Origin of the sequence: Crossiella sp. SN42 (assembly GCF_023897065.1) — a bacterium.
Taxonomy (GTDB): domain Bacteria; phylum Actinomycetota; class Actinomycetes; order Mycobacteriales; family Pseudonocardiaceae; genus Crossiella.
In genome coordinates, this window is the sequence record NZ_JAMHIV010000001.1 from 693978 (window position 1) to 706571 (window position 12594).

Sequence of the window (12594 nt, forward strand, 5' to 3'; positions counted from 1 at the left end):
GCCGGGGCGCTCAGCGCTCCGGCACGGCGGGCCGTTCCTCTTCCGTCATCGCCCTGGTGTCCCTGGCGGGGAGGAACGGCTCCTGCTCGGCGGGCTGGCCGTCGGCGATGCGCTTGCCGCGGGCCAGTTCGGCGTCGAGCTCGGCGCCCAGCAGCACGGCCAGGTTGGTGATCCACAGCCACACCAGGAACACGATCACCCCGGCCAGCGAGCCGTAGGTCTTGTTGTAGGAGCCGAAGTTCGCCACGTACAGCGCGAACCCGGCCGAGGCCAGCACCCACAGCAGCACCGCCAGCGCGCCACCGGGGCTCAGCCAGCGGAAGCGGGGCTGCCGCACGTTCGGCGCGGCCCAGTACAGCAGCGCGAACACCAGGGCCACCAGCGCCGCGATCACCGGCCACTTGGCGATGTCCCACACCAGCACCCCCGTGGAGCCGACCCCCAGCAGCTGCCCGATCCCCTCGGCCAGCGCGCCGGTGGCGACCACCCCCACCGCGCACAGCGCCAGCACCACGACCACCGCCAGGGTCAGCCCCAGCCGCAACGGCGCGGTCTTCCACAGCGGACGGCCCTCGGGCATCTCGTAGATCGCGTTCGAGGCACGCATGAACGCGGCAATGTAGCCGGAGGCCGACCACAGCGCACCGGCCAGGCCCACGATCGCCAGCAGCCCGGAGGCCTGGGAGCGCTGGAGCTCGCCGATGGCGTTGACCAGGATGTCCTTGCCCTGCCCCGGCACGACGGTGTTGATGTTGTCGATCAGGGTCTGCGTCGCCGAGGGGCCGAGCAGGCCGAGCACGGCGGTGAGCACCAGCAGGCCGGGGAACAGGGAGAGCACGCTGTAGTAGGTCAGGGCGGCGGCCCAGTCGCTCAGGTTGTCCTTGCTGAACCCGCTGATGGTGCGCCTGAGCACCTGCTTCCACGACCGCTTGGGCAGCTCGGTCGGCTTCTCCGCCCGCGCCGCCCCGGTGCCCGCCTGCTCCGTCGACATCCCGTCCACCTCCGCCATCGACTCGCTCCCGCGGGGCCTACCCGCTCAGCGCGCGGGCAATCCCGCCGTACGCGGGTGAGCTGCTGGGCGGATCGGGCGGTCCGGCACGCCGCTGTTCGCGGTCAGGAGCACTCGAGGTCGTGCAGCGCGGGGTAGACCGGGTTGCCCTCCGTGCCCCAGACCCTGAGGATGCCCGAATCGCCCCAGGTCAGCTCGTAGTCGCCCTGGGCGACCGGGCGGCCGCCGTCGTCGGCGAACCAGGACCCTCGGCGCAGGCCGATCCCGGCGAACTCCACCGCATAGACCTCTCCCCTGCCTGCGAGCACGACCGCGCTCTCCCGGACCACGGCCTGGCAGCCGTCCGGGCCGGGCGGTCGCAGGACCCGGTAGTCGGCGAACACGTCGCCCAGCGCGCCGAGGAGAGCGCACAACCCGGTCAGCACGGCCAGCCACGCCACGCTCCAGCGGGGCAGCACCCGTCGGATCTTGGCTTCGGGCAGGCGGATCGCCACGCCGTAGCGCCACAACGTCACCGAGAGCACCAGCAGCCCGCCGCCGAGTGCCCAGCCGGGCAGCACCCACCCGCCGAGCACCAGCACCAGACCGGCGAACCACCAGACGACGATCACCACGAAGGCCGTCACCAGGACGCCGATCGCGGTGCCGACCACGGTGATCGACCGGGCGGCGGTGCGGAGCTGTGATCTCACCAGGCCACTGTATCCACGCGGAAAAACCCCTTGCCCGCCCTCATCGTCTTCGGGAACCAGCACGTGGTGGTGAACTGTGCCGCCCAGCAGGTCGACCTCCCGGTTGGTGCGCTGGACGCCGAGCCGGGTGGCCGCGTTGGTGCGGTTGATCCGGCGGATCAGGTCCTCCAACTCGGTCAGCGCGAGGTCGGCCTCGGCGAGCTTCATCTCGCCACCCATGCCCCAGGCGGTATCAACCGAGGTCCAGCGAGTTTCCGAGCACCACCTGGAGGGTCGACGGGCCGCTGGTGACCACGGCGAGGCCGGGCTCGTCCTGGTACAGCGCGACGGCCAGCTTGCCGCCGGAAGCCAGTGCGGTCACGTCGAAGGCCAGCCAGTCGGTGGCGGTGCTGGCGGTCGCCGTGCCCGCGGCGGGGCCGAGGGCGGGCCGGGTGTTCCAGGTGACCGTGGCCGGGTCCCAGTCGGGGCTGATGCCGTAGGCGCGCACGCCGGTCTGGGTGCCGCCGGAGTCCTCGACCCGGCCCTTGATCCACAGCACTGCCCGCTCGATCGGGCCGCTGGGCAGGGCGAAGCGAAGCAGGGCCTGGCGGGTGAAGCCCGCGCCACCGGCGACTCGCTTGATCACCAGGCTGGACTCGTTGTCGTAGTTGGTGTTCGCGTGGGAGCCGTCGCGGACGTAGGTGTCGGCCTCGGCCGTCCGGAACTCGGCGCGGCGGGCCGGCTGGGTGCCGCGGGTGAGGCGGATGGTCCTGGTCGCGCCGAGGGTTCCGCCGGTCTCCACGAGCAGCTTGACCGTGGGGGCGGAGCTGAGCAGCGTGCAGCCGGGCGCGGGTTCGGCGAGCCGGAAACCGGTGCGGGCCAACTCGACCAGCCGGGTCGCGGCCGCCCTGGTCGGGTCGGCGACCGCGAGGGTGAGCGAGCCGCCCTGGTCCTGGGCGAGCACGGAAGCGGGACCGTCCACGGTGATTCCGGCGGCGGTGCCCGCGGTGAAGAAGTTGGCCGCGGTGATACCGGTGCGGCGGTCGGTCACCGCCTGCACGGTCGCGGTGTTCGCCAGCACCCTGGCTTCCGCGTTGGCGGCGTAGGCCTTGGTGGCCTCGGCGGACGCGCCGGGCAGCAGGAGGTAGGCATAGGAGGCTCCGGCAGGGTTGACGCCGTGGTCCAGCCACAGCGTCAGGTAGGGGCGGGTGATCGCGGTCGTGGGACCGGTGGTGCTGATGTCGCGCCAGCGCCCGGTGCGCTGCTCGCGCAGGGTGTGCACGGCGGTCGGCGTGGGGAAGACGAGGCCGCCGACGCCGTCGATGGCCAGCCAGCCGGTGCGCTCGGGCGGGCCGCCGGTGGTGAGCGCGGGCGCGCCGTTGCGGTTCTCCAGCACGGTTTCCACCCGGTCCACGCCGGTGATGCCCGCGCCGAGGGCGATCACCACCTCACCGAGGCAGAACCAGGACTTCTTGGCGGTCACGGTGTTCTGGTGCGCCTGGAGGTCCAGGCCGACCGCGCCGTGCTTGCCGGACAGGGCGGCGCCACCGGCCCAGGTGGTGCCGGGCAGGGAGGCCGCGCCCGCACCGTCGGCGAGCCGGGTGGCGCTGACCGTGGTGCCGGGCAGGCGGTAGGGGTCGACGGTGGGCCAGAACTCGTCGGTGAAGTCGCCGGGCCGGGCCGTGGTGTACAGGTAGGTCATGCCCTCGGTGGTGTGCCAGCCGCGCAGGTTCTCCCCGTTCATCGACTCGAACCGGTTCATCCTGGCCGAGTTCAGCGCGATGGCCAGCGCCCAGCCGCGGCCGCGGTGCACCACCCGGTCCATGCTGGGGAACTGCTTGTGCCCCACCGGTTCCGGCTGTACCGGAATACTCGCGTCGGCCAGCACCGGGGCGGCCAGGGCGATCTGGGCGACCGTGCCGTGCGCGCTGACCGGGCGGGCGGTGTTGGCCAGCAGCCAGGTCTTGGCCAGCGAACGCAGCTCCGGGTGGCCGGACCTGGCCAGCAGCAACAGGTCCCAGGCGAAGTACAGGCCGTCGTCGGCGTCGCGTTCGCCGGTGCGCGAGATGGCCCGGCCGCGCACGAAGTCGAAGACCCGGCCGCGGAAGACCATCGGCGCGTAGGCCGCCGGGACCGAGGCGTGCACGTTGGCGCGCAACGGATCGGTGACGTCCCAGCTGGACCCGGCCAGCAGCAGGAACAGCTGGGCCAGCCGGTTGAGGATGACGTGGCCGTAGGTGCCGGTGTAGGGCACGGTGTCGTGCTGGACGAACGAGCCGTCGGCGTACATCCCGTCCCCGCTGCGGGTGTAGGGGAACAGGTCGGACAGGCTGTCCCTGGCCACGGCCAGCGCCTCGGCCTTGGCGCCGAGGATGCCGCGCAGGGCGACCACCAGGGCCAGGTCCGCGCGGTTGGCGCCGGTGGAGACCTTTCTGGCCGGCATCATCCGGTAGGGCGTCGGCACGAAGTGGTCGACCGCGGCCAGGTGCGCGGCGAGCTGGGTGTCCGGGACCGTCAGCAGCACGCACAGGTCCAGAAGTGCCTGCGGGGAGCCGATTTCCCAGTCCCACCAGTTGCCGTACTGCTTCTGCCCGGCCCGATAGGTTTCACCGAGCACGGACATCCCGTGCACGATCTGGGCGGCCAGCCGAGGATCACCGGTCACCGAGGTGCCGGGGGTGGCGTGCGCCAGAGCCATCAGGCGGAGCCGGGTGAAGCTGGCGGTCAGGTTGGCCGAGGAGGAGCCCAGCGGCAGGTCGGGCCAGAGCGAGCCGGTCATGGTGTCCCGGTGCCGCCGGGCCTGGCTGTCCAAAGTGGACAGTGCGGTGCGGAAGACCGGGTCGGCCGGGTTGATCGCGCCGCCGGTGAGCGCGTTCGCCCAGCGCAGGCGCAGGGTGTCGAACTCGGTGGCCGCCGAGGCCGCGCCCAGTGGCACCGCGGCCAGGACGCCGGTGGCGAGCAGGAGCTGGCGGCGGGACAGGGGGAAAGACATCGCGGCCTCCCTACTTGTGCTCCTTCGCACCCTCCGACCAAGATGCCCCAACGGTCAACCTTTCCGCAGCCAAGCGGACAAATGTGCACAGACAGGGGTGGCGGTGAACGAGGCCCTGCTGCCACAGGAGCGGCACGAGCGCATCCTGGCCGAGGTGCGCAGGCGCCGGTCGGTGCGCGCCGCGGAACTGGCCGCGCTGCTGGGCGTCTCGGGCATGACGGTCCGGCGCGACATCGGCCACCTGGCCGAGCGCGGCCTGCTCAGCAGGGTGCACGGCGGCGCGGCGGTGCTGGCCGCGCAGAAGGCCGCGGCGGCCGAACCGGCGGAGGTCGTGGTCGGCATGGTGTCGCCGTCGACCGCCTTCTACTTCCCGGACATGATCCGCGGCGCGCAGTCCGCGCTGGCCGCCGCCGGGGGCAGGCTGGTGCTCCAGGTCTCCCGCTACGACGAGCAGGAGCAGTGGCGGCAGGCACGGGCGATGGTGGACGCCGGCGCGCGCGGACTGTTACTGACTCCCGCGCCGGGCACCGTGATGCGGGACTGGGCACGCGGGCTGGGTGTGCCGTGCGTGGTGCTGGAGCGCCAGGTCAACGGGCTTGATCTGTCCGAAGTGGACTCCGTGCGCTCCGACCACGCGGCGGGCGCGGCCAGGGCGGTGGCCCACCTGGCCGGACTCGGCCACCGGGGCGTGGCGCTGCTCGCGGTGGACACGCCGACCAGGCCGGGCATCCTGGAAGGTCACGCGCAAGCCGTTGCGGCGCTGGGACTTTCCGCCGCTCCGGTGCTCGCGGTCAGCCAGGACGAGCGGGCCGAGGCGGTGTCCGCGCTGATCGAGGAGTGCGCGCGGACCGGCGTCACGGCCGCGCTGGTGCACAGCGACCAGGACGCCGCGCTGCTGCTCCAGCGGTTGCGCTCGCACGGTTGTGTGGTGCCAAGGGATTTCGCGGTGGTCTCCTATGACGACGAGGTGGCCGCGCTGGCCGACCCGCCGCTGACCGCGGTGGCCCCGCCCAAGGCGCACCTGGGCCGCTGCGCCGCCGAACTGCTGCTGGCCCACCTGCGCAACCCGGCCGCGCCGGTGCGGCACGTGCGCATGGTGCCCCGCCTGATCGTGCGTTCTTCCTGCGGCGCGAGCCCGGTCAGCGCGGCTGGCGCAGGGTCTGCGAGGGTGGGCAGCCGTAGGTCTCCCGGTAGTACTGGGCGAACCGGCCCTGGTGGGTGAACCCCCAGCGGCGCGCGATCTCGGCCACCGTGCCGTTGGCCCGGCCGCAGGCCACCGCGAGCAGTTCCTGGTGCACGTTGTCCAGTCGCACCCGCCGCAGGTACTCCAGCGGGCCCATGCCGAGGTGCTCCTGGAAGTTGCGCTGCAACTGCCGCACCGCGACCCCGGCCGCCGCGGCCATGTCCGGCACCGAGATCGGCCGGTCCGCGTGCTCCTCGCAGTAGACCATCGCCCGCCGCACCGCGGCCATGGGCAGGCCGGCCGCGTGCCGGTCCAGCTCCTCGCTCAGCTCGTGCGGCTGCGCGTCCAGCAGGGCCTGCACCAGCAGCTGCTCGAAGTGCCGCAACGCCAGCGGCGAAGCGGCCAGCAGCTGCGCCCGCCGCGGGTCGGCCCAGCCGTTGATCAGCTGCACCAGCCCGGCCACCGCCGGAATCCCTTGGCGCAGCACCGGATCGAAGCGCAGCTCCCGGCTCGGCTCCTCCCCCAGCCGCACCCGCAGCGCCTCGGTCACCCTGGCCTTGGGCAGCACCAGCTCCCGCACCCAGGTCCGCGCGGGCACCACTTGCCGGTGCCGCTGCCGCGGTGACTGCACCAGGCTGTCCATCGGTTCCAGGCCGTCGACCTGAAAATGCCCGCGGCGGCCGGGAAAAGTCCGGATCACGTAGTGGTCGGCCCTGGCCCGGCCGCGCACCTCGAACTCGGCGTCGCCCGCGGTGTCGGCCAGCGAGGTGCCCATGCCGTAGGGCAAGGCCGGATCCGGCACCCCGGCCAGGAAGGTGACCCAGAACCGGGCCGACTTCGGCGTGGCGGCGTTGATCCAGGGCAGCTCGGGCGGTGCGTACTCGCCGTAGAGCGCTTCCAGCACCTCAAGGCTCGCTCCGCTGAGCACTTCCCGCCCCAGCGGCGAAGCCTGCTCACTCATCCCGGCTCCCTGCTGGCGGGCACCGGCCATGGCTGGCCGGTGCCCGCGCTGGTCAGCGCTTCATGCCGTGTTCGATGGCCTCGATGATCCGCGGCCGCAGCTCGGCCACGCTGATGATCGCGTCCACCGAGCCGACCTCGACCGCGCGCTGGATGCTGTGCACCCGGTCGAACTCCGCGGCCACCTCGCTCACCTTCTCCGCCCGCACCGAGGAGCGCACCTCGGCCAGCTGGGTGTTCAGCCCGGCCCGCTCCGCGCCGCTGGCCGCGGTGACCATCGCCTGCAGCTCGGCCACCCGCGGGTCGTTGGCGGTGCGGTTGTTCACCTCGCCGGAGAACACCACCGCCGCCGCGGGCGCGCCGCCGAGCACCGAGGCGAAGGAGCCCTCCAGCGCCAGCACGGTCATGTTCGGGTTGAGCGCCTTGGAGAACACCACGAACGCGCCGCCGTGGTAGCGCGAGATCACGCAGAACACGATCGGGCCCTCGAAGTTGACGATCGCCCGGCCGATCTCCGCGCCGTACTCCAGCTGCAGCTTGCGCATCGACTCCGGGGAGCCGTCGAAGCCGGAGAGGTTGGCCAGCACCACCAGCGGGCGGTTGCCGGAGGCGGAGTTGATCGCCCGCGCGGTCTTCTTCGACGAGCGCGGGAACAGGGTGCCCGCGGTGTAGGTGTCCGGGCCGTCGGTGGGCGGGAACCCGCGGCGGGGCACCGAACGGGACTCGATGCCGATCAGGCAGACCGGGTAGCCGCCGATGTGCACGTCCTGCACCGCGGAGGTCTCCGCGTCGGCCATGCCCGCCCAGCGCTCCAGCACCGGGTGGTCCTGGTCGGACAGCGCGCGCATCACGGTGCGGATGTCGAACGGCTTCTTGCGGTCCGGGTTGTGCTCGACGGAGAAGATCTCCCCGACGGTGGCGAAGTCGCTGCCCACGATGGCGTGCGGGTACGGCGTGACGTCCCGGTCGACCGGGTCGTTGGTCACCGCCCGCCGCGGCGCGGCCTCACCGGGCACCACGTAGGTGTGGTCGTAGTGCGACATCAGCACATCGCGCGCCCCGGCCAGGTTCGGCGCCCAGTACTGGGCCTGGCCGTTGGGGCCCATCACCCGGTCGTAGCCGCCGATGCCGAAGTTGTCCTCGGCCGAGACGCCGCCGGAGAAGTCCAGCGACTGCTTGCCGGTGAGCACCATCGCCGAGTCCGGGGTCATCACCAGGATGCCCTTGGTGTGCATGAGCATCGTGGCCTCGGCGTTCCAGTACGGCTGCGCGCCCACGGTGATCCCGGCGACCACGATGTTGATCTCGCCACCGGCCTGGGTGAACTCCACGATCCGCTTGAGCGCGGTGGCCACCCAGTCCATGTTCTCGGTGCCGGAGGACATCGAGATCCGGGCGCCGGAGGAGAGCGCGAACCACTCCAGCGGCACCCGCATCCGCTCGGCCAGGTCCAGCGCGGCGATCACCCGCGAGCACTCCGGCTCCGACAGCGCGCCCAGCGCCTTGGTCGGGTCGCCCAGCAGCACCACCCTGGTCACGCCCTCGGGGTGCCGCTCGGTCGGCGTGCTGACCACCCCGGCCACGATCGCGGCGGCGTTCTTGCCCTTGGGCCGGTCCACCGGCACCAGCACGCCGTGCTCGTCCAGGTCGTGCTCGGTGAACACACCCTCGTTGCCGGCCAGCAGGTCGGTCAGCTCGTAGGGGTAGACGTTGCCGCGGCGGGCCGCGCGCAACACCTTCTGCCGGTAGTCATCCAGCGGCCGCACCGGTTCGGTGTCCGGCTCGCCCACGTGCAGGTGCGCGCCGTTGCCCGGCTCCAGGGTGATCCGCACCGACACCTCGGCCAGCTCGCGGTTCGCGGTGCGGCGGCGGGCCAGGAACTGGACCTCCTCCAGCCCGGCGCCGGTGGCGGTGGGCAGGATGCGCTGGGTCAGCTGGTTCAGCTCGTCGGTGGACAGCTCGGTCGACGGCCAGACGTACATCATGATCCGGTTGGTGTCGAACCGCTTGTTCTGCGGGCGCTGCGCCTGGATGTCGCGGATCGCGCCGATGCAGGTGGTGATCGCGTCCTCCAGCGCGGGCAGCGCGACCAGGCGGCCCTCGGCCTCGCGCAGCGGGGTCAGGTCCCGGACCTGGCCCATCGCGATCAGCCGCTCGTCGGCCGGGTTGGTCTTGGCCACCGCGCGGAAGAGGTAGATCTCCTCATCGGCCGAGGGCAGCCGGGTGAGGTCGAACTCGCGCAGGCGCTGCAGCTGAAGCCGGTCCGCGATCTGCGGGTGCAGCCCGCGGATCAGCCGGTCCTCGGCGAAGCCGTCGCCGTCGGGGCGGAAGGTGAAGTGGTGGTGCATCACCGCGCCGCTGGTGCCGGCCACCGCGGTGGTGATCCGGCGGATGGCCGCCGGCGGCGGGTGCTCGGTGAGCAGCTCGCCCAGCCGCACCGACATCGCCTCCGCGTCGGGCTGGTCCTCCCAGGTGACGTAGAGGTCGGCGACCAGCTCACCGTCGGCGACCCCGTCGGCGAAGGCGCCGAGCGCGCCGATGGCCGCGGGCAGGGAGCCGATGTCCACCGCGGTGGTGACCACGCGGGCCACCCCGTCCGGGCCGGTGTGCTCGGCGGTGACGAACGGGCAGCCCGCAGTCTGCCTGCTGGTGACCTGGGACAGCCAGCGGTTGCCGTAGTAGCGACGGGTCAGCACCTCCAGCAGCGGCGCGTGGTCCCGGCCGGGCCGTCCGATGCGCTGGCCGATCAGCCGGACCAGCGGCTCGGAGCAGGACACCATGGCCTGGATCCGCTCGGCGCGGTCCGGGGCGTCCGGGTTGCGGTCGAGGTAGCGCAGCTCGCCGCGCACCTCGGCGTAGACCTCGGCGCGGGTTCGGCGCAGCAGCGGCTGGGCGAACCAGCGGAACACCACGCCGCGGGCCAGGTCCGAGACCGCCGGGAAGCGCACCTGGGTGGCCTGCACCAGGTGTTCCAGGGTCAGGCCCGCGCTCTCCCGCATCGACTCCAGCGGCGGCGCGCCGGCCAGCCACTGGCGCAGCACCTCCGAGACCACCGCGACGTCGGTGGCGGTGCGCTGCTGGGCCAGGAAGATCCGGAAGACCGCGGCCTCCAGCTCCGGGGTGCGGGCCAGGTCGGTGACGCCGTAGTGGGAGAGCACCCGCTGCAGCTTGGCCTGGAAGCCCTCGGTGACCCCGGCGCGCTCCACGTCCAGGCTCTGCAGGTAGCTGTGGAAGTACTCGCGCGGGCTGTGCACCGGGCTGTGCGGCTCGACGTCGAGCTCGTTGCCCGGCTTGTTGCGGCTGAGCTCGGAGAGGTCGGCGAAGACGGTGAGCAGCTCCAGCTCGCCCGGCAGCGGCCTGCTGCCCAGCTCGGCGCGGGCGGCCAGGTACTGGGCGAGCACGCGGCCGCGGTCGTGCGGGTCGACGTCGAAGCCCAGCAGCAGGCTGCGCAGGTCCTGCAGGCCGCGCTCGGCGCGCTCGGCCGCGGACACGCCGAGGGGTTCGGCGGGCAGGTCGATCTCCACCGCGCCGGTCTCGGCGGCGGCTTCCACCTCCGCGCCCTCCTCGGCCAGCGGCTCCAGGCGCATCAGCGGGGTGCCGGTCTCCACCTGGCTGCCCACCGACACCGGGCACTCGCGGACCTTGGCGCGGAACGGCGCGCGCAGCACCATCTCCATCTTCATGCTTTCCAGCACCAGGATCGGCGCGCCGGACTCGACCTCGTCACCGGCGGCCAGTGGGGTGGCCACCACCAGCGCGGGGGCCGGGGCGCGGACCACGCCGCCCTCGTCGCGGCTGATCCGGTGCGTGACGCCGTCCACCTCGACCAGGTGGATGGGCCCGTGCGTGGCCGAGACCAGCCGGAACCGGCGGCCGTTGACCAGGATCTGGCCGCAGTGCTGGTCGAAGCGCTCGACCTCGACGTCGGCGTGGTGCACCTCGCCGCCGCCGGAGACGCCGACCCGGAACCGCTGCGGGCCGACCCTGGCCACCCACACCCGGTAGCCGACGCCGCGGAGCTTGAGGTCCAGCGGGCGGCCCACCTCGTGCTGGGCCTGCGGGCGGCCACCGTGCGCGGTGGAGATCAGCCGCTGCCTGCTGACCTCTTCCTCGTCCTGGTAGGCCTCGATCGCGGCCGCGGCCAGTGCGATCGCGGAGTGCCGGTGGTTGACCAGGCGGCCCTCGGCGCGGACCCGGTCGATCCAGCCGGTGTCCGCGGTGGCCTCGATGACCTCGGGCTGGTCGAGCAGGTCGAGCACGAAGCTCTTGTTGGTCGCGCCGCCCTCGATGATCGCGGTGGTCTCGGCCATCGCGCGGCGCAGCCTGCCCAGCGCCTGCTCGCGGTCCCGGCCGTAGGCGATGATCTTGGCGATCATGGAGTCGAAGTCGCCGGGGATGGTGTCGCCCTCGGAGACGCCGGTGTCCACCCGGATGCCGGGGCCCGCGGGCAGGTTCAGCCGGGTGATCCGGCCGGGGGCGGGGGCGAAGTCGCGGTCGGGGTCCTCGGCGTTGAGCCGGGCCTCCACGGCGTGGCCGAGCTCGGCGGGCTGCTCGCCCTCCAGCAGGCCGCCACCGGCGACGTGCAGCTGGAGCCGGACCAGGTCGGTGCCGGTGGTGATCTCGGTGATCGGGTGCTCGACCTGGAGGCGGGTGTTGACCTCCAGGAACGCGAACAGCTTCTCGCCGGGGTGGTAGAGGAACTCCACCGTGCAGGCGCCGCGGTAGCCGACCTTGACCGCGAGCCGCTCGGCGGAGGCCTTGAGCTCAGCGGTCTGCGCGGGCGCCAGCACCGGCGAGGCGGACTCCTCGATGATCTTCTGGTTGCGCCGCTGCACCGAGCAGTCGCGCACGCCCAGCGCCCAGGCGGTCTGCCCGTCGGAGATGACCTGCACCTCGACGTGCCGCGCCCCGGTGACCAGCCGCTCCAGGAACACCACGCCGGAGCCGAACGCGCGCTCGGCCTCCTGCCGGGTCAGCTGGTAGGCCTCGGTCAGCTGCTCGTGCGAGTCCACCCGGCGGATACCGCGGCCACCACCGCCCGCGGTCGCCTTGAGCATCAGCGGATAGCCGATCTGCTCCCCGGCCCGCAACGCGTCATCCAGCGTCGCGACCTCGCCGCGACTCCACGGCGCGACCGGAACCCCGACCTCCTCGGCGATCAGCTTCGCGCCGATCTTGTCCCCGAGCTGCCGCATGGCCTCAGCGCTCGGCCCGACGAAGGTGACCCCGATCTTCTCGCACAGCTCGGCGAACACCGGGTCCTCGGCGACGAAGCCCCAGCCGACCCACGCGGCATCGGCCTTGGTCTCGACCAGCGCTTTCTCCAGCACCGCGTAGTCGAGGTAGGGCCGGGCCGAGGCCGGACCGAGCGGATAGGCGACATCGGCCTCCCGGACGAAGGTCGCGCTGCGGTCGGCGTCGGTGTAGAGGGCCACCGTCTCGATCCGCTGCCCGGTTTCCGCCGACAGATCCCGGACGGCGTGGATGAGCCGCATCGCGGCCTCTCCACGGTTGACGATGGCGACACGACTGAACACCGGCTGAGCCTCCCAATTACCCGCACGCGGAAGGCGACGTCCGGGTCCCGGAGCGTCGCCTGCACCGCTGTATACCCTGCTGGATTGGAGCCCGGCTCAACTATGTTCCGGATCGCGCATGCCGAGGCCCTTGCTTTGTAGGAACCATACAAAGCGCGAGCCGCACTACACCACCGAGCACCCGATTCACACCAGATCTGCCACAAAGAACCTGTGAATTCAGGTTACGGCGGCGGGGCTGT

Annotated in this window: 6 protein-coding genes; 1 reads left to right on the top strand and 5 read right to left on the bottom strand. The window is 72.6% G+C overall.

The annotated features are described in order from the left end of the window. Positions 1–10: 10 nt before the first annotated feature. From M8C13_RS03070 to M8C13_RS03080, 3 genes are all read right to left on the bottom strand, one after another. On the bottom strand, positions 11–991 hold the full coding sequence (locus tag M8C13_RS03070; RefSeq protein ID WP_252478872.1) for a YihY/virulence factor BrkB family protein: 981 nt from the start codon (positions 989–991) through the stop codon (positions 11–13). Positions 992–1113: 122 nt separating this feature from the next. Then, positions 1114–1920, bottom strand: a complete 807-nt coding sequence (locus M8C13_RS03075; protein WP_252478873.1) for a hypothetical protein — start codon at positions 1918–1920, stop codon at positions 1114–1116. Positions 1921–1933: 13 nt separating this feature from the next. Then, positions 1934–4672 (bottom strand): polysaccharide lyase family 8 super-sandwich domain-containing protein, encoded by a 2739-nt coding sequence (locus M8C13_RS03080; protein ID WP_252478874.1) that lies wholly within the window; start codon positions 4670–4672, stop codon positions 1934–1936. 103 nt (positions 4673–4775) lie between these two features. Here M8C13_RS03080 and M8C13_RS03085 point away from each other — a divergent pair, with 103 nt between their 5' ends. Next, complete coding sequence (locus M8C13_RS03085; protein WP_252478875.1) at positions 4776–5894, top strand: substrate-binding domain-containing protein; 1119 nt, start codon at positions 4776–4778, stop codon at positions 5892–5894. Here the strand turns inward: M8C13_RS03085 and M8C13_RS03090 are convergent. Together M8C13_RS03090 and M8C13_RS03095 are read right to left on the bottom strand one after the other, a co-directional pair. After that, a complete protein-coding gene (locus M8C13_RS03090; protein WP_252478876.1) occupies positions 5812–6816 on the bottom strand; it encodes an AraC family transcriptional regulator in 1005 nt (334 codons plus the stop codon). The genes M8C13_RS03085 and M8C13_RS03090 overlap by 83 nt on opposite strands. 52 nt (positions 6817–6868) lie before the next feature. Further along, positions 6869–12352 carry a carboxyl transferase domain-containing protein gene (locus M8C13_RS03095; RefSeq protein WP_252478877.1) on the bottom strand — a complete coding sequence of 1828 codons (5484 nt, stop codon included), beginning with the start codon at positions 12350–12352 and terminating at the stop codon, positions 6869–6871. Positions 12353–12594: the final 242 nt, after the last annotated feature.

Coding starts and splice junctions, on each gene's coding strand:
- M8C13_RS03070 (WP_252478872.1), bottom strand. CDS start 991: ATGTCGACGGAGCAGGCGGGCACCGGGGCGGCGCGGGCGGAGAAGCCG.
- M8C13_RS03075 (WP_252478873.1), bottom strand. CDS start 1,920: ATGGGTGGCGAGATGAAGCTCGCCGAGGCCGACCTCGCGCTGACCGAG.
- M8C13_RS03080 (WP_252478874.1), bottom strand. CDS start 4,672: ATGTCTTTCCCCCTGTCCCGCCGCCAGCTCCTGCTCGCCACCGGCGTC.
- M8C13_RS03090 (WP_252478876.1), bottom strand. CDS start 6,816: ATGAGTGAGCAGGCTTCGCCGCTGGGGCGGGAAGTGCTCAGCGGAGCG.